We start from the raw sequence: 23,719 nt of genomic DNA, 5'->3' as shown, positions 1-23,719 counted from the left end.
ATCATATCATAAATATATTATTGTCTATACAATTTTCTGAAATAAAAAAGTTATATTTCTATAAATATAACTTTATTCCGGTGAAATAATATTTTTAGCCTCTCCTAAACCATATTCAATTAAATAATCACGAACAACATTAAGTGAATGATTATAACTCGATGATATTTCGTCAGCAAAACATTCTGCTTCACCTAAGCAAAGATATTCTAATGCCTTTTTACTTTTAATGTTAATTATATTAATACTTTGCTTTTCACTTGGGTAAAAAGCAAAATAATAACCCCAATAAATAATTTTATTAGTTTCTTGTATAATTGTTTTAAACGGTAACAGTGGTAAATTGTCAACTATACAATTAAGCAAACATTCCAACATAAGATTCTTTGAATCTTCTATTTCACCCTGAAGATTTTTGATCTTTTCTTGCGTAATATTTGGAAAAGCTAAGGTTGCAGCTTTTTTGATTAAAATTACCATTGCCTGAACACCGTTTAAATATAATAAAGTATCTTGCCGGTATTGTTTATTTTGCATACATTTAATTGCAGTCTGCTCATCTTGTATCACTACCCTAGTACCTTTAACATTCATTGTTTCACCAAAACCTAATTCATTCAACATATGTAGACTTTTTCTAATTGTAGAAACGCTAACTTTATACATTTTAGCTAATTTTGCTTCTGGCGGTAAAAAGCTTCCCACTGGATAAATACCTAATGAGATCTTATTAATTAAATCACGAGCTATTTGTGTATAACAATGATCTCTGCCTAATTCTGCAGACCAGGTATAGTTGGGTGTCATTTCTTTTATTTCAGGATATTTAAGAGCTAGGTCCGTTAATGTTTTTTCAATAACATTGATAACTGTATCGTACATTAAACCAAAACGATATTCAATTTCACTTTTATCCCTAGTTAATAACGAACTTGCAACCCATGTAATACTTTTAAAAGTATATTCTAAATTAAAATAATTAATATATTTTTCATAATTAACAAAGAATACTGGTCTTGCATATATTTCTAAGCTGGAGAAAATATCTCGTAATAAAGGATTATGTGATTTATCTAACAGTTCAAAAAATATTCGAGTACATATCCGTTCACGTTCCTCTGCACTCTTATCTTCTGATTCTTTTAATCTTTGAGAGCATAATTGTAAGTCTTCTTCATCCCATATCTGTGCTGCAAAAGAAAAAATTACCGGCATAATTAAACCAATCGTTTTATACACATCGATTATTTCCTGACGATGCTCTAATACATATTCAAGGCCATCTTCTTTGAATTTACTATGAATGTTATACACAACGGTTGTCGCTTTACGTTCATGGGTCGAAATATAGCCCTCTTCTTTTAATACGTGCAATACATCTTTAACCGTTCGAATTCCAATATTGTAAAATTCGCACAACTCAGAAATTGATGGTAGCTTCGAGCCATAAGGAAGACGTCCACTTACAATCAAATCATGAAGATTGTTGTATAAATAATTAAATAACGTTTGTTTTTGCTTCACTACGATCAACTCCTTTATCGTTAAATAGGCACATAATATTAAATTACTTAGATTTATTTATATAAATATAATTTTATCACAAAAAAAATCTTTCTACTATATGCTTATGTACCCAATTATTTAATTGTTTATTTTTACGGTAATGATAAAATTAAATTGATATAATTTTATAGTTGGGAGTTTTTTATAATGAAAAAAATTGGTAAAAATATAGTTAATAAAAAACCTTCTATCTACCCTGTTGGTAAATTAATATATATTTATATAATTTTAATCGTCATAATTGTCTTGATGATTTTTAATACAATTAATTTAAATAATACTTTGGGCTCAAGTACCAATACTTATGTAAACGATGTTACTTCACAATTAGCAGATGATATTTCTATGCGAATCGAAGCTATAAAATCTTCGTTAAGACTATTATCTGATTCAATAAATATTTTGCCTGATAATCAAGAGATTTCTTCTTTTCTTCAAAAAAAATGTAAAAGTTTAGAATTTACTGATTTGTTTGTTATTGATGATAAAGGCAATACAATTCCCGAGCAATCTGAAACATTTGATTTATCACTAGTAAGTTCATCATTTAAAGGTGAAAATAACCTAATCTATCTTGATGGTCAGAGTCTTCTTTTTTCTACACCGATCTATGATGAGAAAGGAATATCAAAAGTACTTATTGGTATTCGTGATAAAGAAAATATCCAAAATTTAATTAAACCTAAAAGTTTTAATGGCCAAGGTCTATCTTGCATTATTGATCAGAATGGTAATGTTGTCATTTCCCCCACTGATCTTAAACCATTTATGCAGTTAGATAATATCTTTAAAGATGGAACAGATACTGATGCTGTAAATCATATTAAAAAAATGCGTAAAAATATCATTAATGGTAAATCTGGTGTTTTTGAGTTTACTGCTAGTGATGATACTTCTTTAATAATATCTTATCATTATCTTGACCATAATGATTGGACATTATTAACCTTAGTTCCTGGCGAACTGATTTCAAGTGGTACAAATCAATATATTTTCTATAACTTTATTTTAGTTGCTTGTGTCATTTGTGTTTTCTCAGTTCTTTTATATTTAATTTTTCTATCTTACAAAAAACACAAGAACTGGTTAGAGAAAATTGCCTTTACTGATCCATTGACTGCAGGATTGAATAATGCTGGTTTTCAATTAGATGCGCAAAAATTAGTAAATACCGCGCCCCCATCTAATTATACGGTTATTTTTTTAGATATTAAACAATTTAAGTTGATCAATCAGAATTATGGCTTTAATAAAGGGAATGATGTTTTAAAACATATTTATAATGTTATTTACAATAACATTAGCTCTAATGAACTTGTTGCTCGAAGTGAAAATGATCATTTCTTTATTTGTCTAAATGAATCTAATAAACAAATTATTCAAACACGACTTGATATGATAATTGCTGAAATTAATTCATTTGCAAAGAACAAAGCATCACAATTAACTATTTTGCAAGGCGCTTGTTTAATTGAAAATCCTAATTCAGAAATTAATATTATTCAAGATTATGCTCGTTTGGCCTGCCGCCTTAATAGTAAGAAATCAAGATGTACTTACTATGATAAAGAAATTTTGGATACCATGAAAAAAGAACAGGAATTAAATGATTTATTTGAGAATTCAATAAAAAACAAAGATTTTCATATGTTTTTACAACCAAAAATTATTATTTCTAATAATAAAATCGGTGGAGCTGAAGCTTTAGTTCGCTGGTTCCATCCTGAGCGAGGAACTATATATCCATCTGATTTTATTCCACTTTTCGAAAGAAATGATAATATTATTAAACTCGACCTATATATATTCGAAGAAGTATGTATCTTTTTACAGGATATGATTGCTCGTGGTGAAAAACCATTTGTTATTTCAGTCAATGTCTCTCGAGTTCATTTTAAAGATAATGATTTCTTAAAAGCATTTGCAAGAATTAAAGAACAATATAGAATTCCAAATAATTTGATTGAATTAGAACTTACTGAATCCATTTTCTTTGATAATCAGCAAATTGAAAGTATTAAAGATACAATTCATCAAATTCATCAATATGGTTTCCTATGTTCTCTAGATGATTTTGGTGCTGGATTCTCATCTTTAGGATTATTAAAAGACTTTAAAGTAGATGGCATAAAAATGGATAAAAAGTTCTTTGATGATATAAGTAGTCAAAAAAGTAAGGATATTATTGCCAACTTCATTGAACTAGCAGATAAACTGAATATATCGCTTGTAGCTGAAGGAATTGAAACTTTAGAACAGTTAGAATTTCTAAAATCTGTCCATTGTAATATGGTTCAAGGCTATATTTATTCAAAACCACTACCTGTTGATGAATTTATTTTATGGTTAAAAACAATCAAATAATAGTTATTTAAAAACAACTATAATGAAGTCCCCTCTTCAGTTGGGCACAACCAGCTGGAAGGGGTTTTATTATGGCAAGGCTAACAAAAGAACATATATAGAAATATATAATAAGTGAAAGCAGAGCTTGCTATAAGTTTATTATCAAAAATATAAAATAAATAAGAACGGTATCCTGTATTTGATAAAAATCATTAATAAACACATATATGATATTTTGCAAAAAGATAAGAATAATCATTATTCTTCAAAAACTAAAACTAGAAATTATCAATAAAGTTTTAATAGATAAACAAGGCCCAGAATCAAATCCAATCGATTCTGGGCTTACTTCATTTTAACTACTCAGATGTATATTTAAATTCGGTAGCATCAAAACTATTGACACCACAATATAAAGGATTATTTTCAGCATTCTTTTCAATAATTGTTGTTTGCAAGATTGGAGCATTCTTAGCAACTTCTAAATATGTTGCAAGTTTTTTAGATGCTAACCGTGCCTCAACCTCAATTGAACGATTGGTTGCCTCTTTAACTTTTATTGTTTCATGAACAATTTGGCTCATTGATCTTGTGCAATCAATCTTATCTAGTGAATTAAAATAGCGTTTGGGTAAGAAAATATTTTCATAGACAATTGGAGTTTTACCACCATATTGAACTCTCTTTAACTGATATACTTCCTCATCAGTTTTAACATCAAGATATCTAAGTGCTAAAGGATGATTTACAACTGTTTTTATAGAGACTACCTTAATTATAACTTTACCATAAGTTTTAACAATTTCTTCATCAGTTTGGATTGATACTTTAGAAATACTACGTGACTTTTTATTTTTAGCAATAAAAACACCACTGCCAGACTTTCTAATTAAAACTCCATCTTGAATCAATTCATCTAAAGCTCGACGAATTGTCATTCTTGATACTCGATATTTTTCAGTGAATTCTCGTTCAGGTGGAAGCATTTTATCTTCTTGATAAACTCCACTTTGGATATCTTTAAGAATATCCTCTTTAATAAATGGATATAAAGAAGCCATTAATGTATTTTTGTCCCGTTTGGTAAATTTTCAACGCTAATTACTTCTAATAATCCCTTTTTATCTCCAGCTAAAATCATTCCTTGTGACTCAATCCCTCGTAGTTTAGCTGGTTTTAAGTTTGCTACAACAATTACTTTTTTACCAACGAATTCTTCCGGAGTATAATGATCAGCGATACCACTAACAATTTGTCTTGTTTCTTTTCCTAAATTAATTTGTGATACTAATAATTTATCAGCATCCGGATGTTTTTTGCATTCTTCTACTGTTCCAACAATTAATTCAATTTTCTTAAAGTCATCAATAGTAATTGTATTATCTTCTTTTGGTTCTTCTTTTACTTCTGGTTTTGCCGGTTGCAATGCTTCTACTTTCTTTTGAATTTCTTTTGGATCCAAACGAGCAAATAACATTTCTGGTTTTTCAGCTACTTTGGTACCTTCTTTATATGTTCCAAAAGTATCTAAAGCTAATAAATCTCTTTGATCAGTATTAATTTGATCTAAAATCTTATTAGCAGTAGATGGCATATATGGAATTAACGCAATCGCTGCAAAACGAATACTTTCAATTAAGTTATAAAGAACTGTCGCTAAACGATCCCTTTTTGTTTCATCTTTAGCAAGCGCCCATGGCATTGTTTCATCAATATATTTATTAGTTCTTCTTAATAATGTAAAGATGGCATCAAGGGCATCAGATGACTTAAATTCATCCATCTTACCAATTACTTTTTTAGGCATTGCTAATGCTATTTCAATTAACTCATCATCAACTGCTTCTGTAACTTTTGGGTTATTAACAATTCCGCCAAAGTATTTATTTGACATAGCAATAGTACGATTTACTAAATTTCCTAAGACATTAGCTAAATCAGAATTAATTCTTTCTACTAAAAGATCCCAGGTGATGCTTCCATCATTATCATATGGAATTTCATGTAAAACATAATATCTAACTGCATCTACACCAAAAATGTCTACTAAATCATCTGCATAGATTACATTTCCTTTTGATTTTGACATTTTACTTTCACCTTGTAATAACCATGGATGTCCAAATACTTGTTTAGGTAAAGGAATATCTAAAGCCATTAGCATAATTGGCCAATAAATAGTATGGAAACGCACAATATCTTTACCAATTAAATGTAGATCTGCAGGCCAATACTTTTGATATAATTCGCCATGATTACCATCGACATCATACCCTAATCCTGTAATATAGTTACTTAATGCATCAATCCATACATAAACAACATGTTTAGGATCAAAATCTACGGGAATCGACCAAGTAAATGAGGTTCTTGATACGCATAAATCTTGTAATCCTGGTTTTAAAAAATTATTCATCATTTCATTCTTTCGTGATACTGGTTGAATAAATTCAGGGTGTGTTTCAATATGTTCAATTAAACGATCAGCATATTTTGATAATTTAAAGAAATATGCTTCTTCCTTAGCATCATGGACTTCACCTCCACAGTCTGGACATTTTCCATCTACTAGTTGTGATTCTGTAAAAAATGATTCACAAGCCGTACAATATTTACCTTCATAATGACCTAAGTAAATATCCCCTTGATCATATAATTTTTTGAAGATTTTTTGTACTTGTGACTTATGATAATCATCAGTCGTTCTCATAAATCGATCATATGTAGTATCCATTAAATCCCAAATTCTTTTTACTTCACCAGCTTTTTCATCAACAAACTGCTTTGGCGGGATTCCTGCTTCTTTAGCTTTTAACTCAATTTTTTGACCATGTTCATCTGTCCCAGTTTGGAAATAAACATTATATCCTTCTTGTCTTTTAAATCGAGCAATTGCATCTGCTAAAATAATTTCATAAGTATTTCCAATATGAGGTTTTCCTGAAGTATATGTAATTGCAGTTGTTAAATAATAATCTTTTTCATTCTTCATATATATTTCTCCTTTATTTTTAAATAAAAAAACGCCCTAATAAAAGGACGAATAATCGCGGTACCACCTTTTTTACACATTGCTGTGTCACTCAATACTTTTAACGCAAGTCAAACGATTATCTTTAACTATTCAAGATAACAGCTCCGGGGCCATCACTTAAAGTTTAACTCTTAGTTTCCACCTGCCACTAAGTCTCTATATGCGCCACTTTAACATCTTCCCATCTTCGCTTTTTCCACTCTTAACTTTAGCAAACTCTAAGCCTAAAGTCAAATTAAATTTAGACTAATAATGTTCTTCCATATGAATTATCTATTATAAATATCTATTTTTCATTTATTAAATGATAAACATATGTTGCCCGTTGTTCCATACTATATTCACTAGCTTTAACATTATTAGCTGTTAAAAAATTTTGTAATAAAACTAGTATTGTATCATCAGCTTTTAAAAATCCCATCTTCTCTTGGGTGGGAACAATAGTATGTAGCAATTTTAATAAGTACTTCTTTAATTTTTAATTATTTCTTTGCTCACATACTTAATCCTTTCTTTGATTCAAAACGTTTCACGTGAAACATTTTGAATCAAGCATTAACTCTCTTTAATATTTTTTTATTAATAGCGTATATCTTATAGAAAATAATATATCCATTACTATCTAAGCACTCACAAATATCTTATTGCTAACATATACTACTTTGCCCAGTAATATTTATAGATAGCAAGTTGTGCCATACTATCATTGACTTCTTTAAAAGAATCAAAACTAATTAATGTATAAATATAATTTTTATTTTAGCTTAACCACAGTTATTATTTTCTTTATGAATATACAATGATTTAATATCTAAGTTAAAAATCTATTAGAAATAAATTATTCATTATTATTTTATTAATACCAATTATTAAAATAACTACTCTTACAACATTATCATATGGATTTAAAAATAGTTTACTTTCTTCCACTACACAAAATACATTACTTTTTCTTCATATTAGCTATGTTTCAAATAAACTAATGTGATTTCTCAATAATAATTACTTAACCTATCTTCACAAAAAATATCTTACAATATTTTTGCTACTCTGTTTTATAGACAAAATAAGCATATATACTTTGTTTACCTTTACAATATGCTCAATATTATAATTCAAATAACTACTTATCATTTTATATATGCTTACAGGTTATTTTTTTACTTACTACTATATAGTACCTATATATATCATAGTAATCACCTCTTAAAAAGTATATATTATACTATGTATTTATATTTTTATACTAACAACTCTACTTAGAAAAGTATATTAAACAAAAAATGTTTCACGTGAAACATTTTTTGTTACTCCAAGGCTGGTTAAACTCTAAATAAACTTTTTGCATTTCTTCATCAGTCTTAGCCATCATATCGGCGCACCATTTTAAACGCTGTTTAATATCATTATTAGCAACAAAATTAGTTTTATAAGCTAATTCATGCTCCAACGATGCCCAACAGTCCATTGCAATAGTTCTAATTTGGATTTCTACCGGTACTTGCATCATCCCTTCTCTTTGATAAACAGGTACACTCACAATCAAATGCAAACTACGATAACCATTCTCTTTAGGATATTGAATATAATTATTGTGTTTTATTTGTATTACATCATCTTGTAAAACTAGTAATTGTGCAATGTATTGAATATCATTGATATACTGGCAAATCACTCGCAGGCCAGCTATATCATTTAACTCTTTAATATTATTAAAGTTCTTACTAATCCCCTTTCTTTCTAATTTATCTAAAATACTTTGTGGAGATTTAATTCGACTCTGAATATTATGAATTGGACTATGTTCACATTTAAATTTCAATTCTTGATCTATGATTTCTAGTTTAGTCTTTACAATCATAATAGCTGCCCGATAAGGTTGCATCAATTTTTCAAAATGCCTCTGTTCTTGAAAAGCATTAATCATTTCTTGATTCATTTAATCACCCCAATCATGATTATATTAAACAATTGCATAATAGATACATTAAAAATATGGTTTTTTGTGTAAAAAAATTCGCTAGCATATACTAGCGAAAAACTGTTTTCAAATCTTTATATTGTTTAAGCGTATCAAGAGTAACAAATTGATAACCACGGTTATAAAGTTCTCCCAAAGCCATTTCTAATCCCTCAACAGAGAAATTATGAATATCATGTAATAAAACTACTGCACCATCATATGAATTATTAATAATAGTCTCTTTTATTTTATTAGCATCTTTTAACTTCCAATCCAATGTATCAACACTCCATAGAGCAATTTCCATTCCATTATTTTTGACTACTGATTTTACATTATCATTGAAAGCACCATATGGTGGTCTAATTAATGTAGGTTCAGCACCAGTAATCTTATAAATTGCATTTTGTGTATCAACAATTTGTTTATTAAGTCCTTCAGCATCCAACTTTCTTAAATCTGGATGATCCCAAGAGTGACTAGCAATCTCAAAACCATGTTCATAGACTGTTTTTACCACATCAGGATATAAAGTAATATTTTTCCCTAATTCAAAGAAAGTTGCACGACCATTATATTTTTCAAACATTTCAACTACTTTTAAAGTATTTGTTTTGTGTGGTCCATCATCAAGAGTGAAAGCAATCATTTTCTTGTTTGGATCAACTTCAGGCTGAGCAGCAGGTCCTGCAACATCTAAAGGTGCATCTGAAGGTATATTCTTATTCGCTAATTTGATTAATTCTTTATTATCTTTATAATTAACTTCAATCTTGTTTTTCAAATCTTCAGTAGTGTAAATAATTAATTTATCTTTTTCTACTGTTAAATTGTTACTTTTAGCATCTACTTTATCAATTCCTTGACTACTAGCTAACACTGTTTTAAAAGTATTTCTTAAACTGTCTCCAACAGTTAGAATCTTTTCTTTTTTTGTATCATAAGTAAATAATTTTTCTTTTGTTTCTACTACTTTGTCATCTTCATCATAACGAGTAGTTTTAAATTTTAAGTTAATAAACTGATTATATACTTCATTGATTGAGTAGTCCATGTATAATATATCTTTACTATTTTTATTAATCTTTTGTTCTTTTACATAATTTTCTTGATAATCTTTAACAATTTTATCTAAATTACTGTTTTTTGTCTTTGGATAATATAATGAAATAAAGAAACTATCATCGTCTTTTTCATAGTGTTCTACTGTTCCAAATTTCTTGTTATCTTTATTATATACTTTATACTTATCATACGGTCCCTCGCGGTTAATAAACCAAAATATTCCTCCTAATAAAATTGCTATAACAACAATTACTACTAGGGCAATTGTTGGTTTTTTCTTTAATTTTCTTCTATTATTTATTGCGTGCCTATACTCCATAACTTTCCCATCCTTTCGCCATACATATAATACGATATTTGTCGAATTAAATCAAATTTATTGTATTGCTAATAAAACATCTTTTTTAATGTTTCACGTGAAACTTTTAAGAATTTTATTTAATTGAAAAAGACGAATTACTCGTCCTTTTGATGATATGTAGCATATACTTCATTTTTCTTAATATTTCTTAATTTAGCAACCTCTTTAATTGCATCCTTAACAGTCATTCCTTTGCTAACATATTCATCAACATGTTCAACAATAGTTTGCTCAAAAACTGTCTCTTCTATAACATTATTATTGCCAGAAACAACAATAACCATTTCTCCCTTTAAATCACCAGCAACTTTAGTAATTTCACTTATAGATCCACGTAAAATTTCCTCATGTTTTTTAGTTATTTCCCGACAAAGTGCAATTGGTCGATCTCCAAGAATATCTTCCATTAATTTAAGTGTCTTAGTAATACGATGCGGAGATTCGTAAAAAACAATCGTTTCTTGATAATTCTTTAATACCTGCAACTCTTTTTTCTTCTTCTTATCTTGATGATCTAAGAAGCCATAAAATAAAAATGGTTGCGGAGCAATTCCAGAAACTACTAATGCATCTAAACAAGCATTAGCCCCACTAATTGGAATTACATTTATCTCATTATCGATTGCAGCTTTTACTAATTCATAACCTGGATCAGAAATAGCTGGATAACCAGCATCACTAACTAATGCAATATTATTACCATCAAGCAACAAATTAATCAATTTAGGAATCGATTGCCCTAAATTATGCTCATGATGGGAAATTAATTTAGTTCTAATATTATAATGATTTAATATTTTAACAGTATTTCTGGTATCCTCAGCACCAATATAATCAACTTCCTGTAAAGTTCTAATTGCCCGATAAGTCATTTCTTCTAAATTACCAATTGGTGTGGCAACTAAATATAAACATGGCTGGTCATTTTGAAAACTTTTTTGTCTATTCATCAATATTTTCTCCAAACATTTTTCTTACCTCATTACTATAACTACCATCTGCATTATGTGCATATAAAGGTGGTTCAATTTTTAATCCTTTTTTTCCTTTATACATTCCTTCAACTAATAAAACATGACTGTCGCGATCAATCTTAGGATAAACAAAACGAATTCTTTTTGGTTCAATATCATACTTTTGCATTAAATTCAAAATATCAATCATCCGATCGGGACGATGAACCATGGCAAACTTTCCCTTATTATCAAGTATTCGAGCAGCACTCTTTATAATTCCTTCTAGATTAATCTTAATTTCATGGCGCGCAATTGTTAAATATTCATTTTCATTTAAATTACTATCCTCATCTACTTTGAAAAAAGGTGGATTACAAATAACTAGGCCAACTTTTTTAGCATCTTTAACATATTCTGCAATATCAGCGTGAACAATATTAATCTGTGTTTCTAAATTATTTAATTCAATATTCTTAATTGCTAAATCAACTGCTTCTTTTTGGATTTCTATCCCAGTAATCGGACGATTGGTTCGCTGTGATAATAGTAACGGAATTGCCGCATTATTAGTACCAAAATCAATAATTTGTTTAACATCTTTAGTTATGGTGCAAAAATTAGCTAATAAAACAGTATCCAAAGAAAAATTAAACATATCTTTTCTTTGGATAATTTTCATATTATTATAAGCTAATAAATAATTTAATACTTCTTGATCAGACATTATTTATTATCTTTTTGTTTAAACTTAATTTCATCAAGATTAACAAAGATAATTGCACCACCATTATCGATCTTAACAAGATCATTAATAACATTAAGTCCTAATACTTTAACATCTTTTCCTTCATATTTTACTCGACTGCCAATTTTAGGAAAACGTTGTTTCTCAATTGTATAAACTTCATCTTCATACTTAAGACAGCACATCAAACGACCACAAGCTCCAGATATTTTCTCAATATTAATAGCTAGCATTTGATTTTTTGCCATATTAATTGATACTCCATTAAATTCACCAAGTAATGATGTGCAGCAAAGTGGTAATCCACAAGTTCCCATCCCACCTATTACTTTTGCTTTATCTCTTGGTCCTATTTGTCGTAATTCAATACGACATCTAAATACCGTAGCTAATTCTTTTAATAATTCTCTAAAATCTACCCGTACATCTGATGTATACATAAAAATCACTTTTGCCTTATCTAGTGTAAATTCGCAATTAGTTAATTGCATGTCTACATCATAACGTGAAATAATATCACGGCAAGTAACTAGAGCTTCTTGGGCATCAATTATATTTTTCTTATAGGCTTCAATATCACGTTGTGTCGCTTTTCTTGTGATTTTTTTTAATTCTGTATCTAAATTAAATTCACTTATTGATTTTAATGACTGTGAAATCTCACCAAGTTCTACTCCACGTGCTGTTTCAACTACTACTTTATCACCTTTATCTAATTCGATATCTGTTGAAAAATAATAAACTTTACCAGCACTTTTAAATTTAACACTTGCCAATTTAATTTTTTCCATAATATCTCCCTTCTATAGTCTATACATCATACTATCCATCAGCATCGGTACATTAGCATTGCTTTCGATAGTATAAATAGTTTCTAAAATAATTTCTATTTGTTTAATCAATTGACTCTCATCAATTTTTATATTTCTCAAAAATTCTTGATGTTCACAATATACAATATCATCAGTATGTTTCACGTGAAACATATCTTTCATCGCTAATACTAACATATTTAAAAACAATTTTATATCATCACGCTCTTTATATTTTTTTAATAAATTAGTCTGAGTATTAATAATCAAATTAGCTCTCTTTAAAAATAAATCCTCAATAAAATTTATTACTTGCAATTGCATATATTCAAAGCGTTCATCGTATAAAGTCTTAGCTTCTTCTATACTAGGGGCCAAATAAGCTAAAATATGAGCAGATTCCTTAGTAATGCCATCTTGGCACAAAGCACCAATTATAACCTCTTTGCTATCAGGCTTGATATCAATTACCTGACATCTAGATAAAATAGTTGGTAATACCCGACTAGCATTATTAGCAGTAAAAATTGCATAAATCCCCTCGGTTGGCTCTTCAAGCATCTTAAGTAACGTATTCATCGCTTCTTTTGTAGCATATTCAATATTCTCAATTATATATATCTTAGCTTTTCCTTCTAAAGAAGACTTTTTAAAGGTATCTTGAATCAGTTCAATATTACCCTTTTTTATAGAATTATCTTTACCATTAAATCGAATAATATCACTATATTTATTTTCTTTAACTTTACGACAATCATTACAATTTTCGCAAGCTAATGTTTCATCACAAATCAATGACATTGCAAGATAAGTCAAAGGAATGTTAGTATTATTTCCAATTAATAAAAAAGCATGCGGAATCCGTTGTTGTGAAAATTCATTTTTTATTAAATTATAAAAAATCGGTTGATTCTTTTCTATGTACTCTTTCATAATTTACTCTTAATTACATTTATCACTTGCGCAACAACTTCATCGATTGTCTTACTTGCATCAATTTTAGTAATTCGCTCAGCATACTTTTCACAAATCGTCATATAACCATTATAAACATCTTTATGAAAATCATCAGATTCTAAATCTAAGCGATCTGCCACTCGCTCACCGTTATTGATCCGAGCTAGTCCTACTTCATATGGCAAGTCAAAGAAAATAGTAGCATCAGGTTTAATATTACCAATTGCAAACTGATTTATCTGATAAACTTCCTCTATTCCTATTTTTCTCCCTACACCTTGATAGACCAATGAACTATCAACAAAGCGATCACAAATTACAATATATCCATCGTTCAAAGCCGGAGCTACTTTTTCAACTAAGTGTTGACGTCGAGCTGCTGCATATAATAATGCCTCTGTTCGTGCGTCCATTGTAATATTATTAGTATCTAAAATAATCTTCCTTATTTGTTCAGCTATATCAATTCCACCAGGCTCTCTAGTTAATAATACTTTATATCCTTCCATTTGGAGCTGTTCAACAACTATTTTTGACACAGTTGTTTTTCCACTACCATCTGGTCCTTCTAACGTAATGAATTTACCCTTCATTTTATCTTCCTTTCAATCTTTAAATCAAAAACAATTCACACTAAATTATACCATATGTGTGGTTTTGTTACAATTTAATAGTTTTTTAGCACTCTATACTTGACAGTGCTAAAAAATGTATTATAATATAAGTGTAATCCAAAGGAAGTATCGATTACATGAAGTAATTTCAATTTTGTATTATTAACAAAGGAGATGGTTTATATGAAATTACTACCTGGTTTTGCTACTTTTGATGATGTTTTTGAAAATATGTTTAGTGATCCTTTTTTCAAAGGAACAAGTACTCATATGCGAACAGATGTAAAAGAAGTAGACGATAATTATGTACTTGATATGGAGTTACCTGGTTTTGATAAAAAAGATATCTCCATCGAACTAAAAGATGGTTATTTAAATATTACAGCTAATAAATCTACTGATGGAAAGGAAACTGATAATCAAGGAAATATCATTCGTCAAGAACGTTTTACTGGTACTTGTTCAAGAAGTTTCTACATTGGGGATGAAGTTAAACAAGAAGATATCCGAGCTAGTTATGATAATGGTGAGTTAAAGATTACATTACCTAAAAAAGCTCCAAAAGAAATTACAACAAACACATATATTCCTATTGAATAAAAAATCCGGTTCCCGGATTTTTTATAATAATGAGATGATATAAATTACAATAATTCCTGGTAAGGATAACATTGAGAGTACAAATATATTAATAAAGTTATAGCTAAAATAATTATTTGTTAAAATATTTAAAATCAATAAAATTACAAAAGCTCGAGTAATTACAAATAAAACTCTACGCATAAAAAGACACCTCATATAAATATATGAGGCGTTTATATTTTCTTTCTTCCTTCTAACGATTTTAACAATGTTAATTCATCAGCATAGTCAATATTACTTCCTATTGGTAATCCGTTAGCGATTCTACTAGTATTAATATTCTTTTTTGATAATAATTTAGCTAAATATAAAGCTGTAGTTTCTCCATCACGAGTTGGATTGGTCGCAATAATTACTTCTTTAATCGAGTCGTCTAAACGCTCAAATAAACTTGCAATATTTAAATCATCCATTGTTTTACCATCCATTATTGACATAGCGCCATGTAAGACATGATATAAGCCATGATATTCTTTTACTTTTTCCATCGCAAAAACATCCTTAGGATCCTCAACAATACAAATAGTCGTCTGATCACGGTCTGGATCTTGACAAATATCACAAATTTCACCTTCACATATATGACCACATTTTTTGCAATAATGAATTTTGGTTTGAATACTGCCAATTGCTGCAGAAAATTCATCTACATATTTTTTATCCATTGATAAAACATGATATGCTAATCGTTCTGCACTTTTTCCACCAATACCTGGCAAACGCTTAAAACAATCAACTAAATCTTGGAATGCTTGGGGATAATTCATCGTAACCTCCTTTTATTCTTCAAACTCAACCAAATCACCAAATAACTCAACCGCCATAGCTTGAGCATCATTTAGTTCAGCTCTCTTTTCTTTAAATTCACCAATATGATGTAAAACAATTGGCTCAGGTGCGGGTAATGTTCCCGCCCGATTCATATCAATATACTTTGAGCGCATATCTGGCCAAAGTGAATTTTTAATTGCAATAAAATCATAATTTTCACCAAGAACCTCTTTTAAAAAATTCTTTAACTGATAATAATTTTGAGTTTCATTCACCTCATTAACATTTGGTTGATGCTCAAAAGCTACAATTATTCCTCCTGGGGCAGCAGCAACTGGCTTACCATCACATAACATTGAGGCAAATTTAGCAGTATTTAAATTGAATCGATATCTAGCAATAACTGTCCATTTTTCTTTAATATCATTTAAAACCCGGCGATCAGCTTGAACTAAAATATTTAAAATATCACTAAAAGACACCTCAATATTTTCTGGTGATTTATTTACAATAATATTCTCATCAATTTCCTGGGAAATATCTTCCCCAACAGGCAAAGAAACATCACTATTACTTATAACTGTTTCCAGAGTTCCCTCAGCAACTTCTTCAGGAACCACCGTTTCTGTAATATCATCAGCCTTAGCTTTTAATTCTTCAGGAATACTTTCTTCAATTTCCGGATCATATTCAATAACCCCTTTATTTAACTCTTCCTCGATAATCTCATCTTCAATTACTTCTTCTGGAAGTGAATCTGTTTCCTCAACCACAGGTATCGCTTTAGCAGTATCTTTTACAGGTAAAATATTTACCTGTTCAATTGCTTTAGAATTATCAATTGCTAATTTATTTTCTTCTTTAATACGATTACATATTTTAAGCATAGCCAATTCAAAATATGTATTAGCATCTAAAGATTGACTGTAATGACTGCTAGCTTCAATTAATATATCAATAATTTCAAAAGCTTCTTCTACCAAAATATACGGTGCCAAATTATCAACATCTTGCTGTGTTAAAACGAATAAAATTGAAACATCTTGAGTATTTTTATAAATGATAATATCCTTTAATACATCAACTAAATCAAAAGTAAGCCGCTTAATATCGATACTGCCACTTAACATATTATCAAGGGAAGTCAAAACCCCTTTTATATCTTTAGATAATAATTGTTTAATAAATGAAATTTTATTATCCATTGATAGCAAGCCATATACCATATTAACACTTTCAACCGTCAACTCATTATTATACGCCAAACATTGTTCAAGTATACTTAAAGCATCCCGCATTCCACCTTCAGCTAATTTAGCAACACTTTCAAGTGCAGATAATTCATATTTTTTATTTTCAGATTTTAAGACATATTCCAATCTTGAAATAATATCATGGTTTTCTACTTTCTTAAAATCAAATCGTTGACATCTAGAAATAATTGTTGGCAAGATTTTATGCGGTTCTGTAGTTGCTAAAACAAAAACAATATGAGCTGGTGGTTCTTCTAAAGTTTTTAATAGCGCATTAAAAGCACCAGTTGACATCATATGAACCTCATCAATAATATATACTTTGTATTTACCATTAATTGGTGCATATTTTACTTTATCAATCAAGTCTCGAACTTCATCAACCCCATTATTGCTCGCAGCATCAATTTCAATAACATCAGGATGTTCCCCAACAGTAATAGCCTTACAATTAGGACATTGATCACATGGAGGATTTTCACCAGTACAATTTAATGCTTTGGCTAAAAGTTTAGCTACTGTTGTTTTCCCTGTTCCACGTGGTCCGGCAAATAAATAAGCATGTGAAATTCTATTTTCTTTAATAGCATTTTTCAAAGTTGTTACAATATGTTCTTGACCGGCAACTTCTCCAAATGTTTGGGGCCGATATGACCGATATAAAGCTTTATATGACATCACTAATCACTCCTCATTCTTATTTATTATACTATATTATCTAATAAAAAGGATAAAAGAATTAACTTTTATCCCGCTTACGTTTGTTTTTAAAATAATCCTTTATCACTTTTGAGCATTTATCTCCTAATACCCCGGAGACAATCACGGGCTGATGATTAACAGGAATATCCGATTGATAAATCGTAGTTAGGGCTAACCAGCGTGATTCAAAAGCACCAAATACAACTCGCTGAATTCGACTATTAATTATAGCACCAGAGCACATTACACAAGGTTCAAGAGTCACATATAATGTACACTCATCAAGATACCATGAGTTTAATGTTCGACAGGCTTCTTCAATTGCTATTATCTCAGCATGTGCCGTTGCTCTTTTACTGGTTTCACGAAGATTGCGTCCACATGCAATAATCTTTCCATCTTTAACTATCACTGCTCCTACTGGCACTTCATCCATATCTAAACATTTTAAAGCCTCTTGATATGCAATTTCCATAAATTCAAGATCTTGATCCATGACTTTCTCCTTTATACAAAAAACCACTACACATAGACGGGGATTCTTAATGCTGCTACCTTCCGGTCCTGACATGGTTCGAAGCCGCCTATTGTAATGGCAAGTATGATTATACCGTATCTATATAATAAATTCAATCATTTTTAATATTGAATCTATAAAATTATTTTCAATTTACAACATACCTTAAAAATATTGATCACTAATATAAATTATAAATTTCTCACTACATTTTAATCACTATTTTTTCTAAACCATAATTAACCATAAATAAAATTTATTTTGGTACAATTATAACTAATTCTAACGATAGTTATTTTCTATACTAACAACTGTAGTCAGGATAGTTTTAAATAGTTTTTTCAATCCTTTCTCTAATTGACTACTCTTCATGATATCCTTTCCCTGATATCAATATAAAAACAGATAGTTTTCCCTCTATCTGAATGATAGAAACAAGTAGCTTTCCCTCTACTTGTTTTTATTTTAAATATAAATTCATTAAATAAGTATCATAATATTTTAAATACACATATATTTGTCATATGTTCTGATGATTTCAAAGTCTAATTTATTAGATAATCGTACCGCTTTATCATTGTTAATTACTTAATACCAATAATCCTTTAACACTGATAATACTTTCATTCCTTCAAGTGAATGATCACCAATTATTTTACTATCGTCTTCAACAAGTAATATTAATGAATTCAAATAATTTTTTCAATTTTATCTGTTTCATTAAAATCAAACTCAACAATTACAAAATTTACATGTTTACTCTCGCTATGACAATTAGAGTAAATAAAAACCACGCCTAAAAGACGTGGTTTTCTCTGAGGCTATAAGCCTATATTGCTTGCTCGCGTCTCAAGGCGCTGCTTTCTCTTCGTTCAAGCTATCGCTTTTGACTCTCGCCATCCCTCAAAGGGATTTATTTCCTCCTTTCTCCTTTTGTTATCTTCTTCTCTCTTTTTTGTTTTCTTTCTTCATTTCTTTATCTTCAAATGGATTTTGATATTCTTTTACACTCAATTTATCCATTGCTATATCATGTCCCTCTTGTTCCCTTATATATTTTGCGACTGTTTGATCATTTAGTCCTACTGTACTCACATAATATCCTTCTGACCAAAAATGTCTATTTCCATATTTATATTTCAAATTTGCATGTCGATCAAATATCATTAATGCTGACTTACCTTTCAAATACCCCATAAATGATGATACACTTAACTTTGGTGGTATCATTACCAACATGTGTACATGATCTGACATCAAATGCCCCTCTATAATTTCCACCCCTTTATATTGACATAATCTTATTATTATTTCTCTTATATCATTTCTAAGTTGATTATATATCACTTTTCGTCTATACTTTGGTGTGAAGACGATGTGATATTTACACATCCACTTCGTATGTGCCAATGAATTTGTTTTTTGTGCCATACTTAATCACCTTTCCTTTCTTATAATGACAGCTTGAACAACTCCATTATATCGGAAAGGTGATATCTTTGTATAACTTCTTTATTGCTCCACCCGCATAGCAGGTGGTTTTTTATTTCGCATACTTCGTATGCTCAACTGACTTAAGTCTATATGTTCAAATTTTCAATTTGAACAGGTAATAAAAAACAAATAGAGTTATTGCCCTATTTGTTTCTTATAAATATAAATTCATAAGATAAGCATCCACATAATGATCATCGATTTTCATAAAATTTTCATATGTTCCGATTACCTCAAAACCATACTTTTGATATAAAGCAATAGCATTTTCATTACTCGTAACAACTTCTAATTCGATAATTTCAATACTTGCTTCAGCAGCATATCCAATTATAATAGCGACTAACTTACTACCTATTCCTTGATGCCAATAACTTTTTAAAACACTTACACCCATTTGCGCTCGATGGCTTAATCGTGTCTTTTGATTACCACTTAGTGTGGCAATTCCAACAATTTCATCGCCATCTTTGGCAACTATCATTACGGAATTAGGATCTTCGTGAATTTCCTTGATTAACTGCATCTCCTGTACTTCATTCAAAATACATTCATTCAAACCAAAAGTTAAGTTATCACTTTGGCCAGCTACCACATTCAAATAATTAATTATTTTCAATGCATCACTAGGTACTGCTTCTAAATATTCAATTTCCATTCAATCACCTTCTTGTAAGATGATTATAGCATATTTACTTCTTTAAACGTATCTTTGTGACAATTTGTGTAGCAAGATATACCAATAAAGTAAAGCCGAAGATAATTAGCATATCAATTAAAATAGGTTTAATTGATCCAAAACTAAAATCAGTTAATTTAATAATTTCATTATTTGCTTTAATAAACCAATATGATGGTAAAAATTTTGCTAAACTTAAAACAAAAGGACTTAACATACTTTGTGGTACAAATGCTCCACAAATAAAACTCGAACCCATACCAAAGAGATTTCCTACACCACTTAAAATTTCTCGATTACTTGTAAATTTAGCAATCATAAAACTAAACGCTTGAATAAATATCATTAGAACTAGTGAATTAAGTACTAAAAATAATCCATTCATTGTCAACATCGCATCTTTATAAAGAATAAAACTGAATCCCACATATAATAGCCAGATAGCTAATCCAACTGTATAATTACCTAACATTAGCTGACGATTCATACTTTTATAACTAACTGGTGAAACTAAATTACGCCGTTTGATCTTTTCTTCATTGAAAGAAACCATGATCATTGTCACAATTACCATTGTTATTGTTATTAACATATAATTAGAGAAATTATAATAAGTTGCCGGCATTGTAAAATCAACCTCATTTTGTTTATCTAACATCCCCACTTCAACTTTTTTATTTAAATCTTCTTTAATTAACTTACTTAACTCAGTATCACTAATTCCTGCTTTTAAATATAAATTAGCTGTATTTAAATATTTATTCAAAAGATTCTTACTATAAATACTACTATATGCATCTGGCAATTCCATTGTTTCAATAGTTACATCTTTACCATTAATAAAATCAGTAGTGTAATTATCTGGAATGATCATAATATAATCAACTGTACGATAAAATAACGCATCACGTAAAGATTCATTATCATCTTCTAAACTAATTAATTCGCCATGATCTTTAATATAATCTTTAAAACCATTAATTAATTCCGTATTTTTATCCCGATTTATAATAGCGACTTTAACATCCATACTTTTATAGTCAGTAGAAGTAGAATTATAAGTTCCCGTAAAAATTGCTAACCCAAGGAAGATAGCAGTATATGCCAAAATCATAAGTGTATAAGTATTAGCAATTTTTAGATATTTTTTAAATACTGTCATATTGCTTCCTCCTTGTAAAGAATAGTGATCCTAAGATTAGAAGAACTCCGATTACAAATAAGCAGATCATATTAGTAGTATAACGACTTAAATTATCATAATAGTATAAAGCATATAACCCATCAGTAATTAAACTTACTGGATTAATATAAGTTAAAATAGGAAGATTTGTTTGCATCCAGTATTTAATATCAATGATCATCATTCCTGAAAAGAATGATAAAACTAGTGAAAAGCTTGATAAAAATGATATTTTAGTATCTTCTTTTTTAAACTTAAGAACATTTCCAGCAAAATTTCCTAATCCTACTCCAGTAAAACATCCGATTGCAATCAAAAGAATAATATAACCCGTCTGTTCACCAAAACCAACACCTAATCCAAAGATCAGGTAAGCCATTAATACCATCATTATTGAAAATTGAATAATAAAGGCAGATAAGATTCCCGATAAAACCGTAACGAGTTTTGAAATCGGTGATATAGTAATTCGAGTTCCTTGTCTAGATAGATTTGCTTCAATTTGACTAGTTGTTCTAAGTCCACAGAAACTAGCATTTAAACAGTTCATCCCAATTAAAGTATAAAAATATACTACTGTTAAATCCGTGTTTCCACCAATATTCTGATTTTCAAAATTATTTTTAGATAAATTGACTGTATTTAAAATATTAGATTGTAATGCACTTGGATTTAATGTTGCTATATTTTCAACAGTGCTCATTGTACTGTTATACTCATTAACAATACTTTCCAAAATTGTTTCATCAATTCCTGTATTATTTACCACTAACTTTATTTCATTACTAACAACATAATAACCCGTAATTTTTTCATCTTTTAATAACTGCTGGGCTTTATCTAAACTTGTGATTTGTAAATCAATTAACTTATCATCACCTTTTTCCAATTCCTGCAATGTTTCTTTAAATTGTGAATTAGCCTGCTCTTCAACAAGTGCAACTTTAACTGTTTCAAATTCTTCACTTGCTGTTAAATTAGCAAATGCTAGGTTAAAGAAAGTCGCTAGAGCAAGTGGAAATACTAACGTCCAAAATATTACCATCTTGTTCCTAAGCAATGTTTTAAATTGATATTTAAAGAAATGATAGAACATTAATCTCTCAACTCTTTTCCTGTTAATTCTAAGAATACATCATTTAATGTCGGACGTTCACTAAATAAACTAGTATAATTAACATTGTTTTCTCGAACATAATCAATTAACTTACTTAAATTATCTTCTTTCGTATTATAAGATATATGAATAGTATTATTTTCAATCTCAATATTCATTACACGATCACTATTTTTAAGCTGCTCAATAAATGTTTGATTCATTGATTTTAATTCAATCGTAATTCTCTCCCCAAGAGTAATCATATTTTTTAATTCATCTTTAGTTCCAGATGCAATTACTCTCCCCTTATCAATAATAATAATTTGATTACATAGCTGCTCAACTTCTTCCATGTAATGGGTTGTATAAACTATTGTTGCTCCTAATTCATTTAATCGTTTAATTCCCTCTAAAATATTATTTCTACTTTGTGGATCAACTGCAACTGTTGGCTCATCTAAAAAAATTAATTTTGGCTTATGCGCTATTCCACATGCAATATTTAATCTTCGTAATAATCCCCCACTTAATTGCTTTGGTTTAAATTTAGTAAATTCGTTTAGACTAACAAGATTAATTGCATCTTGAACATAGTTGGCACGAATTTTTTTATCTTTAATATATAAACCACAAAAATAATCAATATTTTCAATAACGCTTAATTCATCAAATACAGCTACATCTTGAAAAACAACACCAATTTTACTTTTTATATCATAAGCAGTAGGACTCATCTCTTTATTAAAAATCTTGATTGAACCAGAATCATACTTTAATAATGATAAGATCGTATTGATAGTTGTCGATTTACCACTGCCATTAGGTCCTAATAACCCTAATATTTCCCCTTCATAAACATCTAAACTAAAGTCATCTAAAGCAATTAAATCACCATAACATTTAGTCAAATTCTTTATCTCAATAACTTTATTCATCTTTACTCCTCCTTACATCATCACT

Annotated in this window: 22 protein-coding genes, 1 other RNA gene and 1 other annotated feature; of the genes, 2 read left to right on the top strand and 21 right to left on the bottom strand. The window is 29.2% G+C overall.

Going from position 1 to position 23,719, the window contains the following annotated elements; genetic code table 11:
* Positions 1-72: 72 nt before the first annotated feature.
* A complete protein-coding gene (locus EYR00_RS00225) occupies positions 73-1,524 on the bottom strand; it encodes a GntR family transcriptional regulator (protein WP_003535440.1) in 1,452 nt (483 codons plus the stop codon).
* A 189-nt stretch (positions 1,525-1,713) separates the two neighbouring features.
* On the opposite strand from EYR00_RS00225, the gene EYR00_RS00220 reads away from it, so the two are divergent.
* Positions 1,714-3,930 (top strand): GGDEF domain-containing protein, encoded by a 2,217-nt coding sequence (locus tag EYR00_RS00220; protein WP_003535442.1) that lies wholly within the window; start codon positions 1,714-1,716, stop codon positions 3,928-3,930.
* Between the two features lie 341 nt (positions 3,931-4,271).
* Here the strand turns inward: EYR00_RS00220 and EYR00_RS00215 are convergent, their stop codons facing one another.
* From EYR00_RS00215 to tmk, 10 genes are all read right to left on the bottom strand, one after another.
* Positions 4,272-4,973, bottom strand: a complete 702-nt coding sequence (locus EYR00_RS00215) for a GntR family transcriptional regulator (RefSeq protein WP_003535448.1) — start codon at positions 4,971-4,973, stop codon at positions 4,272-4,274.
* On the bottom strand, positions 4,973-6,904 hold the full coding sequence (metG, locus tag EYR00_RS00210; RefSeq protein ID WP_003535449.1) for a methionine--tRNA ligase: 1,932 nt from the start codon (positions 6,902-6,904) through the stop codon (positions 4,973-4,975). Before metG ends, EYR00_RS00215 begins: the two co-directional genes overlap by 1 nt.
* Positions 6,905-6,944: 40 nt before the next feature.
* Positions 6,945-7,143, bottom strand: a binding site (T-box leader).
* 89 nt (positions 7,144-7,232) lie between these two features.
* Positions 7,233-7,367, bottom strand: a complete 135-nt coding sequence (locus tag EYR00_RS15685) for a hypothetical protein (RefSeq protein WP_003535451.1) — start codon at positions 7,365-7,367, stop codon at positions 7,233-7,235.
* Positions 7,368-8,234: 867 nt separating this feature from the next.
* Positions 8,235-8,885, bottom strand: a complete 651-nt coding sequence (locus EYR00_RS00205) for a GTP pyrophosphokinase (protein ID WP_003535452.1) — start codon at positions 8,883-8,885, stop codon at positions 8,235-8,237.
* A gap of 91 nt (positions 8,886-8,976) precedes the next feature.
* Entirely contained in the window at positions 8,977-10,293 is a 1,317-nt protein-coding gene (locus EYR00_RS00200) for a polysaccharide deacetylase family protein (protein WP_003535453.1), read from the bottom strand.
* Positions 10,294-10,430: 137 nt separating this feature from the next.
* Positions 10,431-11,285, bottom strand: coding sequence for a 16S rRNA (cytidine(1402)-2'-O)-methyltransferase (rsmI, locus tag EYR00_RS00195; protein ID WP_003535454.1), 855 nt, complete (start codon positions 11,283-11,285; stop codon positions 10,431-10,433).
* Positions 11,278-12,015 carry a tRNA1(Val) (adenine(37)-N6)-methyltransferase gene (locus EYR00_RS00190; RefSeq protein WP_003535464.1) on the bottom strand — a complete coding sequence of 246 codons (738 nt, stop codon included), beginning with the start codon at positions 12,013-12,015 and terminating at the stop codon, positions 11,278-11,280. Before EYR00_RS00190 ends, rsmI begins: the two co-directional genes overlap by 8 nt.
* Positions 12,015-12,827, bottom strand: coding sequence for a PSP1 domain-containing protein (ricT, locus tag EYR00_RS00185; RefSeq protein WP_003535465.1), 813 nt, complete (start codon positions 12,825-12,827; stop codon positions 12,015-12,017). The genes EYR00_RS00190 and ricT overlap by 1 nt, the downstream gene beginning before the upstream one ends.
* A 12-nt stretch (positions 12,828-12,839) precedes the next feature.
* Positions 12,840-13,781 carry a hypothetical protein gene (locus EYR00_RS00180; protein ID WP_003535466.1) on the bottom strand — a complete coding sequence of 314 codons (942 nt, stop codon included), beginning with the start codon at positions 13,779-13,781 and terminating at the stop codon, positions 12,840-12,842.
* On the bottom strand, positions 13,778-14,398 hold the full coding sequence (gene tmk / locus EYR00_RS00175; RefSeq protein ID WP_003535467.1) for a dTMP kinase: 621 nt from the start codon (positions 14,396-14,398) through the stop codon (positions 13,778-13,780). Before tmk ends, EYR00_RS00180 begins: the two co-directional genes overlap by 4 nt.
* Before the next feature lie 204 nt (positions 14,399-14,602).
* Between tmk and EYR00_RS00170 the strand changes: the two genes are divergently transcribed.
* A complete protein-coding gene (locus EYR00_RS00170; RefSeq protein WP_003535468.1) occupies positions 14,603-15,019 on the top strand; it encodes an Hsp20/alpha crystallin family protein in 417 nt (138 codons plus the stop codon).
* 21 nt (positions 15,020-15,040) lie between these two features.
* On the opposite strand, the gene EYR00_RS00165 is transcribed toward EYR00_RS00170, so the two are convergent.
* The 10 genes from EYR00_RS00165 to EYR00_RS00120 form a co-directional block, all read right to left on the bottom strand.
* A complete protein-coding gene (locus EYR00_RS00165; protein WP_003535469.1) occupies positions 15,041-15,202 on the bottom strand; it encodes a hypothetical protein in 162 nt (53 codons plus the stop codon).
* Positions 15,203-15,234: 32 nt separating this feature from the next.
* The gene (gene recR / locus EYR00_RS00160) at positions 15,235-15,828 is read right to left on the bottom strand and encodes a recombination mediator RecR (RefSeq protein WP_003535470.1); all 594 of its coding nucleotides are present in this window, start codon (positions 15,826-15,828) and stop codon (positions 15,235-15,237) included.
* Positions 15,829-15,840: 12 nt separating this feature from the next.
* On the bottom strand, positions 15,841-17,763 hold the full coding sequence (dnaX, locus tag EYR00_RS00155; RefSeq protein WP_003535471.1) for a DNA polymerase III subunit gamma/tau: 1,923 nt from the start codon (positions 17,761-17,763) through the stop codon (positions 15,841-15,843).
* A gap of 61 nt (positions 17,764-17,824) precedes the next feature.
* The gene (locus EYR00_RS00150) at positions 17,825-18,283 is read right to left on the bottom strand and encodes a nucleoside deaminase (protein ID WP_009009600.1); all 459 of its coding nucleotides are present in this window, start codon (positions 18,281-18,283) and stop codon (positions 17,825-17,827) included.
* Between the two features lie 17 nt (positions 18,284-18,300).
* An RNA gene (gene ffs / locus EYR00_RS00145) (signal recognition particle sRNA small type) lies at positions 18,301-18,386 on the bottom strand.
* Between the two features lie 854 nt (positions 18,387-19,240).
* Positions 19,241-19,735: an IS200/IS605 family transposase gene (gene tnpA / locus EYR00_RS00140; protein ID WP_003535475.1), complete on the bottom strand. Its 495-nt coding sequence runs from the start codon at positions 19,733-19,735 to the stop codon at positions 19,241-19,243.
* Positions 19,736-19,952: 217 nt separating this feature from the next.
* A complete protein-coding gene (locus EYR00_RS00135; protein ID WP_003535476.1) occupies positions 19,953-20,456 on the bottom strand; it encodes a GNAT family N-acetyltransferase in 504 nt (167 codons plus the stop codon).
* A gap of 34 nt (positions 20,457-20,490) precedes the next feature.
* Positions 20,491-21,639 (bottom strand): ABC transporter permease, encoded by a 1,149-nt coding sequence (locus tag EYR00_RS00130; RefSeq protein ID WP_003535477.1) that lies wholly within the window; start codon positions 21,637-21,639, stop codon positions 20,491-20,493.
* A complete protein-coding gene (locus tag EYR00_RS00125) occupies positions 21,626-22,756 on the bottom strand; it encodes an ABC transporter permease (RefSeq protein WP_003535480.1) in 1,131 nt (376 codons plus the stop codon). Before EYR00_RS00125 ends, EYR00_RS00130 begins: the two co-directional genes overlap by 14 nt.
* Positions 22,756-23,694, bottom strand: a complete 939-nt coding sequence (locus tag EYR00_RS00120; protein WP_003535481.1) for an ABC transporter ATP-binding protein — start codon at positions 23,692-23,694, stop codon at positions 22,756-22,758. Before EYR00_RS00120 ends, EYR00_RS00125 begins: the two co-directional genes overlap by 1 nt.
* Positions 23,695-23,719: the final 25 nt, after the last annotated feature.

The sequence above is a fragment of the Thomasclavelia ramosa DSM 1402 genome (genome assembly GCF_014131695.1).
Taxonomy (GTDB): Bacteria; Bacillota_I; Bacilli_A; order Erysipelotrichales; family Coprobacillaceae; genus Thomasclavelia; species Thomasclavelia ramosa.
This window is presented reverse-complemented; position numbering and strand designations above follow the sequence as displayed.